At 73.0% G+C, this 17,505-nt stretch carries 14 protein-coding genes; 5 read left to right on the forward strand and 9 right to left on the reverse strand.

The annotated features are described in order from the left end of the window. Positions 1 to 33 precede the first annotated feature (33 nt). Positions 34 to 1,206: an alanine--tRNA ligase-related protein gene (locus ACSNOA_RS11185; RefSeq protein WP_436657887.1), complete on the reverse strand. Its 1,173-nt coding sequence runs from the start codon at positions 1,204 to 1,206 to the stop codon at positions 34 to 36. Between the two features lie 297 nt (positions 1,207 to 1,503). Here ACSNOA_RS11185 and ACSNOA_RS11190 point away from each other — a divergent pair, with 297 nt between their 5' ends. Further along, positions 1,504 to 2,067, forward strand: coding sequence for a cysteine hydrolase family protein (locus tag ACSNOA_RS11190; RefSeq protein ID WP_436657888.1), 564 nt, complete (start codon positions 1,504 to 1,506; stop codon positions 2,065 to 2,067). A gap of 51 nt (positions 2,068 to 2,118) precedes the next feature. On the opposite strand, the gene ACSNOA_RS11195 is transcribed toward ACSNOA_RS11190, so the two are convergent. The 3 genes from ACSNOA_RS11195 to ACSNOA_RS11205 form a co-directional block, all read right to left on the reverse strand. Then, positions 2,119 to 2,721, reverse strand: coding sequence for a dihydrofolate reductase family protein (locus ACSNOA_RS11195; protein ID WP_436657889.1), 603 nt, complete (start codon positions 2,719 to 2,721; stop codon positions 2,119 to 2,121). A 163-nt stretch (positions 2,722 to 2,884) separates the two neighbouring features. Next, entirely contained in the window at positions 2,885 to 3,769 is an 885-nt protein-coding gene (locus tag ACSNOA_RS11200; RefSeq protein ID WP_436657890.1) for an alpha/beta fold hydrolase, read from the reverse strand. 114 nt (positions 3,770 to 3,883) lie between these two features. After that, the gene (locus ACSNOA_RS11205) at positions 3,884 to 4,834 is read right to left on the reverse strand and encodes an RNA polymerase sigma factor (protein ID WP_436657891.1); all 951 of its coding nucleotides are present in this window, start codon (positions 4,832 to 4,834) and stop codon (positions 3,884 to 3,886) included. Positions 4,835 to 5,067: 233 nt separating this feature from the next. Here ACSNOA_RS11205 and ACSNOA_RS11210 point away from each other — a divergent pair, with 233 nt between their 5' ends. Both ACSNOA_RS11210 and ACSNOA_RS11215 read left to right on the forward strand, forming a co-directional pair. Then, entirely contained in the window at positions 5,068 to 6,567 is a 1,500-nt protein-coding gene (locus tag ACSNOA_RS11210) for a phosphoesterase (protein WP_436657892.1), read from the forward strand. A gap of 90 nt (positions 6,568 to 6,657) precedes the next feature. Further along, complete coding sequence (locus ACSNOA_RS11215) at positions 6,658 to 7,419, forward strand: DinB family protein (protein ID WP_436657893.1); 762 nt, start codon at positions 6,658 to 6,660, stop codon at positions 7,417 to 7,419. Positions 7,420 to 7,435: 16 nt separating this feature from the next. On the opposite strand, the gene ACSNOA_RS11220 is transcribed toward ACSNOA_RS11215, so the two are convergent. After that, entirely contained in the window at positions 7,436 to 7,723 is a 288-nt protein-coding gene (locus ACSNOA_RS11220; protein ID WP_436657894.1) for a DUF1905 domain-containing protein, read from the reverse strand. Between the two features lie 97 nt (positions 7,724 to 7,820). Beyond that, a complete protein-coding gene (locus ACSNOA_RS11225) occupies positions 7,821 to 7,964 on the reverse strand; it encodes a hypothetical protein (RefSeq protein WP_436657895.1) in 144 nt (47 codons plus the stop codon). A 231-nt stretch (positions 7,965 to 8,195) separates the two neighbouring features. Here ACSNOA_RS11225 and ACSNOA_RS11230 point away from each other — a divergent pair, with 231 nt between their 5' ends. Together ACSNOA_RS11230 and ACSNOA_RS11235 are read left to right on the forward strand one after the other, a co-directional pair. Further along, the gene (locus ACSNOA_RS11230) at positions 8,196 to 9,734 is read left to right on the forward strand and encodes an FGGY-family carbohydrate kinase (protein WP_436657896.1); all 1,539 of its coding nucleotides are present in this window, start codon (positions 8,196 to 8,198) and stop codon (positions 9,732 to 9,734) included. Then, on the forward strand, positions 9,731 to 11,365 hold the full coding sequence (locus ACSNOA_RS11235; protein WP_436657897.1) for a fucose isomerase: 1,635 nt from the start codon (positions 9,731 to 9,733) through the stop codon (positions 11,363 to 11,365). The genes ACSNOA_RS11230 and ACSNOA_RS11235 overlap by 4 nt, the downstream gene beginning before the upstream one ends. A gap of 148 nt (positions 11,366 to 11,513) precedes the next feature. Here ACSNOA_RS11235 and ACSNOA_RS11240 read toward each other — a convergent pair whose 3' ends face one another. From ACSNOA_RS11240 to ACSNOA_RS11250, 3 genes are all read right to left on the reverse strand, one after another. Then, positions 11,514 to 12,512: a LacI family DNA-binding transcriptional regulator gene (locus tag ACSNOA_RS11240; RefSeq protein ID WP_436657898.1), complete on the reverse strand. Its 999-nt coding sequence runs from the start codon at positions 12,510 to 12,512 to the stop codon at positions 11,514 to 11,516. Between the two features lie 170 nt (positions 12,513 to 12,682). Next, entirely contained in the window at positions 12,683 to 16,366 is a 3,684-nt protein-coding gene (locus ACSNOA_RS11245) for a GH116 family glycosyl hydrolase (protein WP_436657899.1), read from the reverse strand. A gap of 16 nt (positions 16,367 to 16,382) precedes the next feature. Further along, on the reverse strand, positions 16,383 to 17,465 hold the full coding sequence (locus tag ACSNOA_RS11250) for a GTP-binding protein (protein ID WP_436657900.1): 1,083 nt from the start codon (positions 17,463 to 17,465) through the stop codon (positions 16,383 to 16,385). Positions 17,466 to 17,505 lie beyond the last annotated feature (40 nt).

Below are 17,505 nucleotides of genomic sequence, written 5' to 3' on the forward strand. Positions count from 1 at the left end.
GGGCCGGTGGTGCCGGCCCCGTCCGGGCGCGGCTCAGACCGCCTCCGCCACCAGCCCGTCGACGAGGTCGCGGGGCAGACCGTGCGTGTCGTGCAGGTAGCGGTAGTCCTCCTCGCCGAGCGGCCCGCGGGACAGGCGCCGGGACACCAGCGGCCGGCCGCGCCGCAGCAGGTCCCGGAAGCGGCGTTCCTCGTCGAGCAGCAGGCCGCGCAGCCCGCCGACGTCGGTGCGCTGCCCGAACCGGTCCAGCGTCCCCGTGAACGGCTCGTCCGGCAGGTCGCCGAGGCTCCGCGACGGGTCGTCGCGCCACAGCAGGGTCAGCGTCCGGCGGACGAGCCGGCGCAGTACGTACCCGCGGCCGGTGTTCGACGGTCGTACCCCGTCGCCGACCACGACCACGCTCGACCGGAGGTGGTCGGAGACACGGCGCAGCGTCACCTCGTCCGGGCGCCACAGGCCGCCGACCGTGCGGACCCACGGGCCGAGGCCGTCGCCCTCGAAGACCGACCGGCCGCCGCGCAGCACCATCTCCATCCGCTCCAGTCCCATCCCCGTGTCCACGTTGTGCTGGCGCAACGGCTCCAGCCGGCCGTCGCCGTGGCGGTGGTAGCGCATCCGGACGTGGTTCCACACCTCCATCCAGCGCCCGTCGGTGCCGGGGGTGCCGCTCGGCGGGCCGTCGCCGGTCCAGACGAAGATCTCCGAGTCGGGCCCGCACGGCCCGGTGGGGCCGTTCGACCACCAGTTCTCCTCGCCGGTCAGTTCGACCGGTACGCCCAGCTCCCGCCAGACGTCCCGCGCGTCGGTGTCCGGTCCGACCTGCTCGTCGCCGCCGAACACCGTCGCGTGCAGCCGGTCGTGGTCGATGCCGAATCCCTCACGGAGCAGCTGGTAGCCCCAGCGGAGGCTCCGCGGGCCGTCGTAGTCGCCCAGCGACCACGACCCGAGCATCTGGAAGACGGTCAGGTGGGTGGCGTCGCCCACCTCGTCCAGGTCGGTGGTCCGCAGGCACCGCTGGACGTTCACGAGCCGCCGTCCCAGCGGGTGCGGGCGCCCCTCCAGGTACGGGGTCAGCGGGTGCATCCCGGAGGTCGTGAACAGCACCGGATCCTCCGGTGGCCGGATCAGCGAGCTCTCGGGCAGGAGGGAGTGCCCACGCTCACGGTAGAAGTCGACGAACGTGCTGATGATCTTGTCGGATGTCATGGGGGACCTTTCGGGTCAGGATGACCGGAAAGGTCCGCCGGCAGGGATTCGACCGCGGAGACGACAATGCCGGCGGACCGTTTCCGGTCGCCGGCGTGGTGTCAGGAGATCAGGCGGCAGCGACCGTCGAGCGGATAGCTCGCGCGGCCGCGGCGGCGGAAAGCCTGCTGATCTGCATGCCCGCACTCTATCTCGGCGCGACGTCGGCGCCCACTCCGATTGCGGTGGGGCCGGGCGTTGTCGGTGGTCGTCGCTACCGTGAGGCGAACCGGTCCACGTCGAGATCAAGGAGCCCCCATGACGACCCTGCCCGACCGGCCGCACAGCGCGCTGCTCGTGATCGACGTGCAGAACGGGGTGGTCGCCGGCGCACACCAGCGCGATGCCGTCATCGCCAACATCAACCTCCTCGTCGGCAAGGCCCGCGCGGAGGACGTGCCCGTGGTCTGGGTGCAGCACTCCGACGACGGTCTCCAGCAGGGCAGCGAGAGCTGGCAGTACGTGCCGGAGCTGGTACGCGAGGAGTCGGAACCGGTGGTGCACAAGCACTACGGCGACTCCTTCGAGGCCACCGAGCTGGAGGCGGTGCTCGCCGAGCGCGGTGTGGGGCGGCTCGTCGTCACGGGTGCCCAGACCGACGCGTGCATCCGCTCGACCCTGCACGGCGCCATGGTGCGCGGCTACGACGTGACGCTGGTCGGCGACGCCCACACGACGGAGGACCTGAGCGCGTACGGGGCGCCCGCGCCGGCGCAGGTCATCGCGCACACGAACCTCTACTGGCAGCACCAGAGCGCCCCGGGGCGCACCGGCGGCACGGTGGACACCGCCGACGTCACGTTCACGACCCCCGAGGGCTGAACGCCGTACCTGCCCGCGGGGGCCGGCCGGGAGACCGGCCCCCGCGCGCCGTCATACGGCCCGGCGCACCCGGTACGCGAGGTGCGTGACGCCGACGCCCTCCACCACGCGCACCGGCCCCTCCAACGAGACGGGGGCGATCCCCAGGTCCGCGAAGAGCGGGATGCCGTCGCCCAGCAGCACGGGGACGAGGTCGACGTGCACCTCGTCGAGCAGCCCGGCCCGGAGGACCTGGGCGGCGATGGTGCCGCCGTTGACGCCGACGTGCTTGTCACCCGCGATGGCCTTCGCCCGGTCGACGGCGCTTTCGATGCCGTCGGTGACGAACACGAACGAGTCGCTCTCGCGCGGCCAGCCGTCCGGAACGTGGTGGGTGACGACGACCACCGGCACGTCCATGGGGTGCCGGCCACCCCAGCCGCCCGTCATGTCGAACAAGCGCCGGCCGACGACCAGCGCGCCGGTCCGGGCGTTGAGGTCGCGCAGGTGCCGGGCGCTCGCCGCCGAGGTGCGGAACGTCATCTCGGGGTTCGCCGTCGGCGTCTCGACGTCGCCGCTGCCGTACCACTGGAAGAGGTGTTCGAAGCCTCCGTGGGTCGTGTCCGCGATGTATCCGTCCAGGGACATGGTCGCTCCGGCCATGACAGTCGTCATCGATCCGCTCCTCGGTCTCGTGGCCCCGCTGGCACGCCGGGCCTGCCTTCCACCCGGTGGTCGATGCCGAGGGACGGCCGCTCGACATGTCCGACGGACTTTTTTCGCGGCGGGGTGAGCGGAACGCGGCGCGACTCCCCGCGCGGGGTCGATCCGGCGCTGTTCACATGCGGAGCAGCTCCCGGACGGCGGCCGTGAACTCCGCCGGCTGCTCGAGGTGTCCGAAGTGACCGCTGCGCTTCAGGACCGCCAGGTGCGAGCCCTTGATGCCCTCGTGCAGCTGCTCGGCCCAGCGGACGCCGCAGATGAAGTCGTGCGCCCCGACGATCACGACGGTCGGCGCGACGATCTCGCCGAGGCGGTCCCGGACGTCGAACGGCGTCGGATCCTGCGCCGACGCCGGCTCGGCCCAGGCGCGTACGGCCGCCTGGACTCCGGCGAACTCGTCGCGGCGGCCCCAGAAGTCCGCGAAGTAGACCGGGATGGCGGCGCCCAGGGCGGCCGACAGCGTGTCGTCGTCGGTGGCGGTGACGGCCCGCTCGAAGGCGGCCGGAACGGCCGCGGCCTCCGGCTGGTCGGGGTGCCGCGACGGGTACGCGGCCAGCCCGGCCATCGCCTCGGCCCAGAACTCGGCGCCGGTGACGGGTGACGTGTCGTACAGGGCGAGGCCGGCCACCCGGTCGGGGTGCTCCAGCGCGTACCGCTGGACGACGAAGCCGCCGTGCGAGTGCCCGAGCAGGTGCGCGGCCGCCACGCCGAGGTGCTCGACCACGGCGTGGAGGAACCGGACGTAGGTGTCCAGACCGTAGTCCTCCCGGCGGGCGAGACGCCCGGAGGCTCCCGTGCCCACGGGCTCGACGTACACCACCGTGAAGTGCTCCTCGAGGGTCGGCATCCGCAGGTAGGCCCACTCGATGCCGGGGCCGCCCGAGTGCGCCACGCACACCGGGCCGCTGCCGGCGACGTGGTAGACCTGCCGGACGCCGTCGACGGCGAACTCGTGGGTGCCCGGTGCGAGGGCGGCGGCGTCGTGGCCCGTGGAACGCATGGTTGTCTCCGATCCGTGGCCCGCGCGGCATGGCGCCACGCGGGTGAGGGGTGCTGAATGACGGGGACCGGATGCGCCGCCGACCCGGAAAGTTCGCTCGGGTGCGGAACTTCTTCAGACGGTCGCGGGGTGGGGCCCGCGTGGCGGGGCGGGGTGGAAGAGCGTGAGGCGGCGCAGCCGTCCCTCCCGCAGCACCTGCAACCACAGGGCGCGCGGCGGGCAGTGCTCTGGGTCGTCGGGCGGGTTGACCAGGTCGGTCTCCCAGATAACCACGTTTCCGCTGGCCACGACGTTGCGCAGGCGCTGGCGCACCCCGGCGCCCAGATCCTTCGCCATGCCCCGGACGGCGAAGTCCCGGTCGCCGCGGATGCCGCCCGCGGGCACGAGCATCTCCGCGTCGGGCCACCAGGTGTCGCGTACCACCCGGTCGAACTCGCCGCGCATGGCGGCGGCCAGGACGTCCCGGCCCTCCCGCCAGTGGGCATCGGCGGCCGCCGCGGTGTCGGCGTGGGCGGCGGTCGCCGCCGCCCGGAGCCCGTCGGCGAGCCGACGGCGCGCGTGGTTCAGCCGGCTGCGGACGGTGCCGACCGGCACGCCGCACAGGGTCGCGATCTGCTCGTACGAGGAGGCGTCGCTGAAGTAGCGCAGCAGGGTGACCATGCGGTCGGGCTCGGAGAGCGCGTCGACGGCGTGCCGTACCCAGTCGCGCAGCGCGCTGCCCTCCAGCGCCTCCTCGGGCGTGGGGGCGCCGGCCGGCGGGGTGAACCACTCCGGCTCCGCGACCGGCACCGGTCGCGTGGCGCGTAGCGCCATCCGGCAGGTGTTGCGGACGACGGCCCGCAGCCAGGGGCCCACGGCTGCGGGGTCGCGGACGTCACCGATGCGCTGCAGCGCGACGACCATGGCGTCCTGTACCGCGTCCTCGGCCTCGGGACCGTAGCCGAGCAGGCTGAGCGCGACGGCCTTCATCCCGGCCTCGTGGCGGGCCAGCAGCGCGCCGAGCGCCGCCGCGTCGCCGGCCTGGGCGAGGCGGACGAGGTCCGTGTCGTCCTCCGCGTGCTGCATGCTCGTCCTGCCCGTTCCGTCGTGTCTGTCCGTCCGCAGGGATGGCCGGCGACCGGCACGATCCTGCCCCAGCGGCCCGCTCCACCGGCAGTGTTCTTCCTCTCGTCCGCGAGACGCAGCGCACCGCTCGCCGCTGTTCACCGGACGCCCGTGTCCCGTACAGCCACGATTCAACGCGCTTGTCGAGGCTCCTGTGTTGACACAGCAACTGCTGGATAGAGGAGTACTTCGTCTTGACAGACAAGGATCTGGAGCAGGCCGAGCAGTCCGGGCTCTCGCGGCGGAAACTGGTCAAGTACGCCGGCGTCGGCGCCACGCTGGCCGCGGCCGGCTCGGTCATGGGCGCCACCCCGGCCTTCGCCGACGAGGAGGAGGAGCGCCACGGGAAGCCGAGCAACTCCGGCGGGCGGGTCTGGCGGGCCGGCGACCACCACATCCACTCCGAGTACAGCGGCGAGTTCGACACCTCGACGAACCCGCCCACGTTCCACAAGGGCGCGGACGCGGTCTACCCGATCGTCACCAACGCCATCATGGCCAAGAACTTCGGCCTGACCTGGGCCATGTGCACCGACCACGGCGGCCCGACCCACTCGAAGGTGAACCTGGAGCAGGCCTACCCCGACCTGCTGCGGTCGCGGAAGCTGGTCCCCGAGGTGCTCCAGTTCTGGGGCATGGAGTTCGACGCCCCGGCGATGGACCACCACACGCTGATGATCCCGCGTCACGACGACGAGGCGAAGATGCTCTACGACCTGGAGAGCAAGTTCGCCAAGAACAACCCGTTCCCGGCCGACCCCACCTGGGACACCGAGGCGCGGATGGTCGAGTTCCTCAAGTACGCGAAGGGCCTGCCCCACAAGCCCCTCGTCATCGCCCACCACGCCGCCCGTTCGGCTCCCGGCTGGGGTGTCTGGGGCCAGGACACCCCGCACGAGTTCCGCAACGGCAACAACGTCGCGCCGGACATCTACGTCGGCTTCGAGGGCGCGCCGGGCCACCAGGCCGGCCCGCTCAACGGCGGCGACCGGGGCGGCTACGGCAACTACCCGACGCACGGCGGCTTCGACCAGATGACCGCCCGGGTCGGCGGCCTGTGGGACTCGCTGCTCGGCGAGGGCCGGCGCTGGTGGATCACCGCCACCTCCGACTCGCACGTGCACTGGACCCGCGGCGGCTCCGACTTCTGGCCGGGCGAGTACAGCAAGACGTACGTGCTGGCCCGCCAGGACTACGCCGACATCATGGAGGCGCTGCGCAACGGCCGGATCTGGGTCACCACCGGCGACCTGATCACCAGCCTCGACGTCACCGCGTCGAGCCAGGGCCGGGAGGCGGCGGTGGGGGAGACCATCACCCTGAGCCGGCGCAACCGGACCGACGTCGACATCGAGATCCGGTTCCGGCCGCTCGAGGGCGAGAACCACAACGGCGACCGCCCGCAGGTCCGCCGGGTCGACCTCATCACCGGTCAGATCACCGGGCCGGCCGCCAGCCTCGACGCCGACACCAACCCGACCACCAAGGTCGTGGCCCGGTTCGGCCCCCGCGACTGGCGCCGGCAGGGGCGTGACTACGTCATCACGCACACCCTGCGCAACGTGGAGACCGACATGTACGCCCGGATCCGTGGCACCAGCACGGACGAGGCCGAGCCGCTCGCCGACGGGCAGGAGAGCCCGTGGGACGACCTCTGGTTCTACTCGAACCCGGTCTTCGTCCGCGTCCGCTGACCGGAGCCGACGCTCCCCGTCGGCCCCGCGCGCCGGTTCGTCCCGGCCGCGGGGCCGACGGCCGTCGTACCCCTGCGGCATCATCGACCGATGACCTCGGAGTACGCCCGCACCGACGCCTTCCGCGGTGCCACGTTCCGCCTCGCCGACCTCAGCGGGGCGACGTTCCGCGAGTGCGACCTGTCGGGCGTCCGGATCGTCGGCTCGCACGTCGACGACCTGCGGGTGTCCCGGCAGGGGGAGGCGACGGGCCGGGTGATCGTCGACGACGTCGACGTGAGCGCGTTCGTGGCGGCCGAGCTCGACCGGCGGCACCCGGAGCGGGTGCGGCTGCGGGGTGTCCGGACGGCCGACGACCACCGCGCGATGTGGGCGACGATCGAGGACCTCTGGTCGGAGACGGTGGCCCGCGCCGAGCGGCTGCCCGAGAGTATCCGCCACGAGCGCGTCGACGAAGAGTGGTCCATCGTGGAGACGCTGCGCCACCTGGTCTTCGCCATCGACTCGTGGGTGGGTCGGATGATCCTCGACGAGCCACGGGCCTACCACCCGCTCGGTTTGCCGCCCACCGACTTCTCCGCCGCGAGCGCGGCGGCGCTCAACGTGGCGGCCGAGGCCCGCCCCTCGTACGCCGAGGTCCTCGCCGTCTATGACGACCGCCGGGCGCAGGTGCGCCGGGTCGTCGGGGCCGCCACCGACGAGCTGCTCGCCGAGACGCGGACGGCGACGCTGGATCCCGCCTGGGGCGCGGAGTCGCACGCGGTCGGCGAGTGCCTCCGCGTGGTGTGGGAGGAGCACATCGCCCACCGCCGTTACGCGCTGCGTGACCTCGCGCGGCTCGAGGCGCGCTGAGCGGCACTCGCGGCGATCAGACGTCGACGCTCAGCCGCACGGTCACCAGGTCCCCGATCTCCAGCCCTTCGGCGTTTCGCACCGAGGTCCGCACCGGCACGATGTAGCGGCCGTCCTTCGGCCACAGGGAGGTCGTCCAGGTCGTCGCGCCGATCCGGGCGGTGACCGGGATCATGCCCCAGCCGTAGCTGACCAGGGCGGCGCTGGCCTCCAGCTCGCGGCACCCGTCGGCCGGCACCGTGACGAAGTGCCACGGCGCGGGGCCCCTCCAGAACCACAGTTCGCCGCTGAACGTCAGCTCCACCGGCCCAGCATAGGAGCCCGCCGGCCGCGCGTACGCCCGGCGACGACGGGGCCCGGGCCGCTGGCGACGCCGACGACCCAGCCCGGCCCGGCCCGTCCTACTGTGTGTCCACCTGGACGCCGGGGCGGCCGCTCTCCACCACGAAGCTGGCGCGGGTCGACACCGACGCGCCCTGCTGGGTGACGAACGGCGCGAGCCGGTAGTCGGTGCGCCACTCCGGGTGGTCGAGCTGGCAGCGCATCAGACCGGGGAACCGACCGCCGCCGATCGCCGTGCGGCGCCACCGCCGGGCCCGGATCCGCGCCGAACCGGGTTAACGATTTCCCGCCGGGCCCGGGCATCGACGGCCCTTCCGGCTCCCGCTTCCATCAGCCCATACAGACCGTGTGGGACCCGCCGTTCGCCCATCCGAGAGGAAAGCCACCGTCGCAGCGGTCTTGATTCGGAAATCGATTGCTGGAACAGTGGCGCCATGAAGGTTGCGGCCGTCCTGGGCGTGGACATCGGCACATCGAGCAGCAAGGGTGTCCTCGTCGACGCCGAGGGCCGGGTCGTCCGCTCGGCGACACGGGCCCACGAGGTGAGCCGCCCCCGACCCGGCTGGGTGGAGATGGACGCCGACGTCTGGTGGCAGGAGTTCGTGGCGCTCAGCCGCGAGCTCCTCGCGCCCGGCGACGCCGACGTCGTCGCCGTCGGCGTGAGCGGCATGGGTCCGTGCGTGCTGCTCACCGACGCCGCGGGCGTCCCGCTGCGTCCAGCCATCCTGTACGGCGTCGACACCCGCTCGACCGCCCAGATCGCCCGCCTCACCGAGCGGTTCGGCGCGGAGGAGATCCTCCGGCGGTGCGGCTCCGCGCTGTCCAGCCAGGCGGCGGGTGCGAAGGTCGCCTGGGTCGCGGACAACGAGCCGGAGCTGTTCGGGCGGGCCCGCCGGCTCTTCATGCCCAACTCCTGGCTGGCCTGGAAGCTCACCGACCGGTACGTGCTCGACCAGCACTCCGCGAGCCAGTGCACGCCGCTCTACGACACCGAGGCTCAGGACTGGTACGCGCCCTGGGCCACCGAGATCGCGCCGGAGCTGGAGCTGCCACCACTGCGCTGGCCCGGCGAGGTTGCCGGGGCCGTCACGGCGCGGGCGGCCGCGGAGGCCGGTCTGCCGGCGGGCGTGCCCGTCGTCACGGGCACCATCGACGCTTGGTCCGAGGCGGTCAGCGTCGGCGCGCAGGGCGTCGGTGACCTCATGCTCATGTACGGCACCACGATGTTCCTCGTCCACACCGTGCGGGCCCGGCTCACGAACCCGTCGCTGTGGGGGACCGTGGGCGCCCTGCCCGGGACGCGGAACCTCGCCGGCGGCCTGGCCACCTCGGGCGCGATCACGGCGTGGCTGCGCGACCTGTTCGGCTCGCCCGACTATCCCGAGCTGCTCCGCCTCGCCGAGGCCTCCGGCCCCGGCGCCAAGGGGCTGCTCATGCTGCCGTACTTCGCGGGCGAGCGCACGCCCATCCTGGATCCGCGGGCGCGCGGGATCGTCGCGGGTCTCACCGTCTCGCACAGCCGCGGCGACCTGTACCGCGCCGCGCTCGAGGCGACCGCCCTCGGCGTACGCCACAACATCGAGACCATCGAGGCGAGCGGCGGCGACATCCGGCGCGTCGTCGCGGTCGGCGGCGGTACCCAGGGCGGGCTGTGGACCCAGATCGTCTCGGACGTCACCGGCCGGCCCCAGGTCGTCCCGTCCCAGACGATCGGCGCGAGCTACGGAGCCGCGTTCCTCGCGGCGCAGACACGGTGGCCCGTCTCGATCGAGGAGTGGAACCCCGTCGAGGAGGTCCGGGAGCCCCGCGCCGAGCTGGCCGCCGACTACGACGAGCTCTACGGGCTGTACCGGGAGCTGTACACGAGTACCAAGCGGGTCGCTCACGCGCTCGCTGCACGTCAGGACCGTCTCCTGGCCGCCGGGCCGCCGGCTGCCAGCGACACCCCACGCACCGAAGGAGTCGCCCCATGACCAGTTACCCGCTGCCCGTGCTGGCCGACCCGCCGGCCGCGGCACCCGCCACCGTCTACACGGTGGCCAGTGGCGACCTCCGGCCCAGCGCGAACGTCACCTGCTGGCCCACGCAGCAGCAACTGGAGGCCGACCTCGCGGCCGCCGTCAACGCGCTCGGGTGGAAGGTCGAGCGCGGCCACGCGTTCCACCCGGACAAGGGCCACGGTTTCATCGACAGCCAGCGGGCCGGCATCGAGGTCTTCAAGCGGATCCCCGTCGACGCGCCCCTCATCGTGGTCGAGGCGGTCTGGCAGTACAGCCACCACGTGCTCGCCGGGCTCCGCAGCCACCGCGGGCCCATCCTCATCGTGGCGAACTGGAGCGGCGAGTTCCCCGGCCTCGTCGGGCTGCTCAACCTCACGGCGAGCCTCACCAAGGCGGGCGTACGGCACTCCGCGCTGTGGAGCCGGGACTTCACCGACGAGTGGGCGGTCGACGGGCTGCGCACCTGGCTGGAGACCGGCGAGCTGCGCCACGACACGAGTCACGTGCGTGACCTGCCCGCCCTGCCCGACGACCCGGAGGTCGAGCTGGGCCGCGCGCTGGCCACGCAGCTCGCCCGGGAGAAGGCCATCATCGGCGTCTTCGACGAGGGCTGCATGGGCATGTACAACGCGATCTTCGACGACGAGCTGATCAACCCGCTCGGCATCTACAAGGAACGGCTGTCCCAGAGCGCGCTGGTCGCCGAGATGGCGCGGGTGCCGGACGAGGAGGCCCACGCGGTCCGCCGCTGGCTCGACGAGGCCGGGATGACCTTCCACACCGGCACTGACGAGGCCACCGAGCTGACCGACGCGCAACTGACGAGCCAGTTCAAGATGTACATCGCGGCCCTGCGCATCGCCGACGACTTCGGCCTCGACGCGGTCGGCATTCAGTACCAGCAGGGCCTCAAGGACACCGTCCCGGCCAGCGACCTCGCCGAGGGGCTGCTGAACAACGTCCAACGGCCGCCGGTGCGCAGCCGCGACGGCGAGCGCGAGCTCTACCCGGATGCCCCGCTGCCGCACTTCAACGAGGTCGACGAGGGCGTGGCCGTGGACTCGTTGGTCACGAACCGCATCTGGACCGCCATGGGTCTCGACCCGGCCACCACCCTGCACGACATCCGGTGGGGGGAGACGTACGGCGACGACTTCGTGTGGGTGTTCGAGATCTCCGGCTCGGTGCCCGCGTCGCACAACGGCGGGTACGACAAGTCGTACAGCATGCGGCAGCCGCCGATGTTCTTCCCGCTCGGCGGCGGCACGTTGAGCGGCGTCTCCAAGCCCGGCGAGATCGTCTGGTCGCGTGTGTTCATCATGGACGGCGCCCTGCACGTCGACCTGGGTCGCGCGACCGTCGTCGAGCTGCCCGAGGAGGAGACCCGGCGTCGCCTGGAGGCCACGAACCCGCAGTGGCCCATCATGCACGCCGTGCTGCACGGGGTCGGTCGCGACCAGTTGATGGCCCGGCACAAGGCCAACCACGTCAACGTGGCCTACGCGCCGGATGCCGAGACGGCCGACCGGGCGCTGCGGGTCAAGGCCGCCATGTTCGCCGAACTGGGCGTCCGGGTGCACCTCTGCGGCGACGTCAACCTCTGAGGGGGCGAGACCCGGCCGGACGGATGCGTCCGGCCGGGTCGCCGACCCACACACGGCCACCTCCCGGCGCGCGCCGGAGACCCGGTGGCGACGACGAGACCGGGGAGCCCGAGGTTGGGGCGGGCTCCCCGGTCTCCCGTCTGGGCGGTCAGCCCGGACGGGAGGAACTCTCCCGCACCTGGAGGCCGGTGCTCAGCGTGACGGTCGACGGCGGCCGCGAGGGGTTGGCGATCCGCTCGGTGAGCAGGACGGCGGCGGCCCGCCCGAGGTCGTACGTCGGCTGGGACACGGTGCTCAGCGACGGCCGGACCAGGTGCGCCCACGGGATGTCGTCGAAGCCGACCACACCGAAGTCGGCCGGTACCCGGATGCCGCGGTCGACGAGGCACTCGAGGGCGCCGACGGTCATCAGGTTGTTCGTCGCGAACACCCCGTCGGGCGGGTTGTCGCTGTCGAGCAGCGAGGCCATCGCGCGGTAGCCGCCCTCCTCGCGGAAGTCCGCGTACCGCACGAGGGCGTCGGTCGCCTCCTGGCCGCGCGTCCGCAGGGCGCGCTGGTAGCCGCGGAGCCGCTGGGCGGCCGTGGAGATCCGGCGGGGGCCGGTGATGCACGCGACCCGCTGGTAGCCGTTGTCGAGCAGGTGGGTGGTCGCCAGTTCCGCACCGTGCACGTTGTCGACGAGCACGGTGTCGATGGTGACGCCGCGCAGTTGGCGGTCGATCGCCACGACGGGGATGCGGGCCTCGACGAGCCGGTTTATCACCGTCGAGCGGCCCGACGTGGAGATGATGACGCCGGCCATCCGCTCGGCCAGGGCCGCCGCGATATACCGGGACTCCTTCTCCGGGTCCTCGTCGCTGTTGCACAGGACCACCGAGTAGCCGGAGCTCTGCGCGACGTCCTCGACCCCGCGCACCATCGAGGTGAAGAAGGGGTTCCCGATGTCGGAGATGATGACCGCCCAGAGGCTGGTCTGGCTGAGCCGCAGGTTACGGGCGACGGCGTTGGGACGGTAGTCGAGGTCCCGCATCGCCTCGTGCACGCGCGCGGCCATGGCTGGATCGACGGTGGTACGTCCGTTGAGCACCCGCGAGACGGTCGCAGGCGAGACCTGGGCCTGCCGTGCCACGTCGTAGATCGTCGCCATTCGCCTCCATCCGGTCGTTTCCTATCGATGACGAGCCCGAGAGTGGTCGCCGTGGCCCCGCACCTCCGGCGGTGCGGGGGACTCGGCATCCTACGGGCGAAAAATGACGGAATTGTCACGGACTTCCCGCACGGACGGTGGGCGGGGTCCCGTGGCGGGCGCCGGCACGGTCAGCCGTCGACCGCGACCCGGAGGGCCTCACCCCGACCGACCACGGCCCCGGCGGCCAAGGTAACGAGAATACGCCCGTCCCGGTACGTCCAGTCACGGACGGGTACGGTGCGGTTGCCCAGGCGGACGGCCACCCGGGCGGGGCGGTCCGGCACCGCCAGCGCGACGCTCGCCACCCGGAGCCGCCCGTACCGCACCTCGATCGTCCCGGTGAGGTGCCGGCCGTGGCGCTCCTGCCGGTAGAGGCCCCAACCCTCCGCCGCGGTGAACGCCGCGGCGAAGCGGTCCGGGCCGACGCGCGGCGCGAAGCCGATGTGCCCCCGAGGTCCGTGGTACTCGAAGCCGCACGCCGCCAGGTACACGCCGTGGCTCGCCATGGCCCGGGCGTAGTGGTCGCCGCACTCGATCTCGTTGTACGGGTTGCGCTTGCCGGCCGCGTACCGCTCGTGCACCGCCCGGGTCAGCGTGAGTCCCTGCTCGACGAGACCCTCCTGGAGCATGTGCGCCGCGACCTGGTACTCCTGCCCGCTCCACACCTCGTTGAAGTACATGGCGGCCCAGCTCGCCGGGTTTCCGGCGGCGGTGTCCGCGCCACCGTGCGGCCAGGTGGTCATGAGCATGCCGTACTCGTGGTCCATGGCGAACCACCGGCCACCCGGGATCACGTTGCCCTCCCGGTACGCGGCGTGGTCGGGCGTGAAGTTGTAGCGGTAGAGGCTCTCGAGGGCGCTGACGGCCTGCTCCGCCGGCACGACGCGGGGGAGCCCGAGCTGGCCGGCGAGGCTCTGCCCGAAGAGCTGGTCGATGTGGCACCCCCGGTTGCTGTTGATCGCGTCGGCGTGGGCCGGGTCGACCTTCTGGACGAAGTACTCGCCGTTGAACAGCTCCGTCGACAGGTACCGGCTGCCGGACTCGGCCAGGTCGCGGCACCGGCCGGCGAACTCGGCCTGACCCACCTCGTCGGCCATCTCGGCGCCCGCCCGCAGCGCCGCCACGTACATGCCGGTGATCCAGGCGATCTCGCCGTACCAGACGGTGTCCAGCGTGTTCGGCTGCGCGCCGTCGAGCGTGCCGTCGGGGCCCGCGTCGTGCTCCATGATCCATTCCAGCGCGCGTCGCAGCCGGGACCAGTTCGTCCGCAGGTAGGTGTCGTCGGGCGCGGTCAGGTGCTCCCGGTAGCAGCGCAGGATCGTGCCGCACTGCCCGTCGGTGGCCCAGGCCATGTCGGCCTCCGCGCGGTTGCCGATCTCGCCGGTGTCCGGGTGGAAGCCGACGCCGAGGTCCACCCGACCGCGGGTGTCGCGTTCCAGCTGGGGGAAGAGCCGGGCGATGGACTGGGCGTAGTTCCACACGTGCTCGCAGGTGCCCGGGCAGCAGTAGACGCCCTCCCAGCCGTAGAACCGCCCGTCGTCGAACAGGTAGCAGGTGTTGGTGGCGAGCGTCGACGCGGGCGCCAGCGTGCGCTCCAGGAACCAGTGCGGCAGCGTGGAGTCGGTGTACCAGGTCCGTACCCAGGAGCGGGTGTCGGCCTCCAGCCGGTCGAGGTCGCCAGCGACGTGCTCGACCACGGCCCGGGCGTCGGCGAACCGGGTGGCGTAGTGCCGGCGCAGCGTGTCCGAGCCGCGTAGGAAGCCGAGCGAGACCCGGTCCGGCACGGGGAAGTGCCAGCCGAGGACGAACCGCACGGTGCGGCTCTCGCCGGGGGCCAGCCGGACCGGAACGGCCACCGACCCGGCCTGCCCGGCCAGCGAGCCGTCCACCTCCGTGGGGCCGGCCTCCGCCGCGAACACCTCGGCCAGGCTGCCCCACCGGGCGAGCGACGGACGCGTCACGGCCCGGCCGTCCAGCGCGGCGAGCACGAGCGTGCCGTTGTCGGGCACCTGGTCGAGCGGCCTCGTGTCGGTCGGCACGTCGCTGAACACGATCCGGTCGACGTTGACGTGCCCCCATCCGCCGGTGTCCGCGTCCACGATCTCGATGACCGCGGTGCGGCCCTGGTAGGCGGACACGTTCATCGTGGTCACGGCGACCGGCTCCGCGTCGCGACCGGCCACGCTGGCGACCGGCACGCCGTCCACGAGGAGGTTCACGACCGTGCTGCCGCGGTGGCTGCCACCGCCGACGGCCACGTTGACGTAGCGGCGCTCGACGGTGAACGGCCGGCTCGTCAGCTTGCCGGTCGCGGCGTCGGCGCGGCCCGTGTCCCCGCCCGCGCCGCGGAAGTCGTGGGAGGTCACGAACCGCTGACCCGACACGCCGAGGTCGCCGAAGCGCTTCATGTAGTCGGGAACCTCGGAGACGAGCACCGGGCCGGCGCCGAAGGCGGTGCCCTCGACGGTCCAACCGTCGTACGTGTCGCGCTCCCAGTCCTCGAACACGATCTCGGGCCTCGGCGCGGCGTCGGTGAACACGATCCGGTCGCAGTTGACGTGCCCCCAGGCCCCGTCGTGGCCGTCGACGATCTCGATGACGGCCGACCGGCCCTCGTACGCGGCCACGTCGAGGTGGACCGTCGTCATGGCCTCGGCGTCCCGGCCGGTCGCCGTGGCGACCACGGTCCCGTCGACCACCACGTTGACGCAGGTCTGCCCCGGGTGGTTGCCGCCGCCGATGGACAGCCGGACGGACTTGCGGCTGATCGTGAACGGGCTGCTGACGAGCCGGCCGGTGGGCGCGTCGGCCCGGCCGATGTCGCCGCCGGCCCCGCGGAAGGCGTGCGAGGTGACGAGGCGCTGCCCGGTCGCGTTGAGCGGGCCGCCGCGTCGCATGTAGTCGGGGATTTCGGAGACGAGCACCGGGCCGGCGCCGAAGGCGGTGCCCTCGACGGTCCACCCGTCGTACGTGTCGCGCTCCCAGTCCTCGAAGACGACGTCGGGGCGGTCCGGTGTCGCCGTCTGCTCGGCGGCCGAGAACCGGACGCCGCGCAGTGACCGGTCCCCGAACGCCGCCGACCGGAGCGTGATGCCGCGCTGCGTCCGGGTGTCCAGGCAGACGGGGTTCTCCACGTAGCCGAGCACCGTGGCGTCCACCGCGTGGCGCGACGTGTTGCGCAGCGTGTACGCGAGCACGGTCGCCGGCAGCGTCGAGTCGGCCACCGACAGCGGCACGAACGGGGAGAACGCCTCCAGGGTGACCTCGACGGGGGAGTCCTCGGCCCGGTACCGCACCTGGCCGACCGGGTACTGCCCCGTGAAGCGCACCTCGTCGAACCCGCTGGCGTCGAGGGCGCGGGTCTGCACCCGGCCGGCCGACCGGGTGCGCACCGCGAAGCCGTGCCGTACCGGCGAGGCGGGCTGCCGGGGGTTGGCGTAGCCGGCGTCGGTGGTGCCGGCCGCCGCCCGGTTGAAGATGTCCCAGTTCCACAGCCGCCCGTCACCGCCCAGGTAGAGCTGCCCGGTGGCGCCGCCGCCGACCGGCATCCCGAGCCAGCGCAGGTCGGCACCCTCGTAGCTGGTCGGTTCACCTCGCCGGTACAGCGTCGTGGACCAGTCGGGTGGCAGCGCCTTGTCGACCGGTACGCCGACGAGCGAGTCCTCGGCCACGCCGAGGGCGGCGGCGGCTTCGGCCCGGGACCCGGCCAGCAGGGTGCCGGCGGCGACCCCGAGGGAGAGGGTGAGGACCTGACGACGGTTGGGGCCGCACGCGTTGCCGGCGCAGCACTGGTCGTGCGAGTGGTCTGCCATGGGTGCTCCTGACGGGTCAGGCCGGTGCGGCCGGGAGGCGGTGCACGGGGCGCGGATAGGACGGTGCGAAGGCGCGGGCCGGTCCGGGCCGGCCCGCGGCGCCGGCCGCCAGGTCGGCCTCGTAGGCGGCGGCGCGTACCAGCGATTCGAGGTCCTCGGGCGGGCAGGTGGCGCGGACGTTGACGAGCACGGTGGCGTGGGTGACCGGCGGTCCGTCCGGCCCGGCGGGTTCGTGGCGCGGCGGGTCTCCCGCGGCCACGACGCTCATGCGGACCAGCCCGGCGGGCGACTGGACGGCGAGTTTGGCGTGACCGATGACGTCGCCGCGCCGGGCGCAGGCGGCCGAGAGCGAGTCGAGCGCGACGTGCGCCCAGCGCCGCGCGGAGAACCCGGTGTCGGCCGAGACCTGCCAGACCTGGTTGAGCCAGCCCAGTCGCGCCTCCGCCGCCGCGTACCGGTCGTAGTCGACGTCGAGGTCCACCTCCGCGGCGCGGCCGGGCGGGCCGGCCCACCGCGTGACGAGCGCGTCGAGGTTGTCGCCGCGGCTCGCGCTGTAGCCCAGCACGCCGGCGTCGGGGTGGTCGCGTCGGATCCGGTCGAGGAGGGCGTCGAGGTCGGCGCGGGGCAGGGTGTCGCACTTGTTGACCGCCACGAGGTCCGCCTCGGCGAGCTGGCGGTCGAACAGGTAGCCGAGGTCGCCGTCGAGGGCGTCCAGGCGGGCCGGGTCGACCACGGTGGTGAGGGGTGCGAGCGCGAGACGGTCGCCGTAGTGGGCCCGCAGCGGTCGGATGACGGTCGCCTGGAGGTCGGTGCAGCTGCCGACGGCCTCGGCGAGGATCGTGTCGGCCCGTCCGCTGTCGAGCAGCTCGGTCACGAGGTCGGCCAGCTCCTCGAAGCGGCAGCAGAAGCATCCGTCGGTGACCTCGCCGACGTCGGCCACCGCGTCCCGGGCCAGCCGGGTGTCGACGAGGTCGCTGCCCTGGTCGTTCGTGATGACCGCGACCCGGCCACCGCGTGCCGTGAGCAGCCGCCCGGCGGTCAGCATGGTGGTGGTCTTGCCCGCGCCGAGGAACCCGGTGAGGACGACGAGTCGGGGCACGGAGCGCCTCCCAGCCCGCCGCGGGGGCCGCGGCGACGCT

The organism is Micromonospora sp. URMC 103 (assembly GCF_051386435.1).
Taxonomy (GTDB): Bacteria; Actinomycetota; Actinomycetes; order Mycobacteriales; family Micromonosporaceae; genus Micromonospora.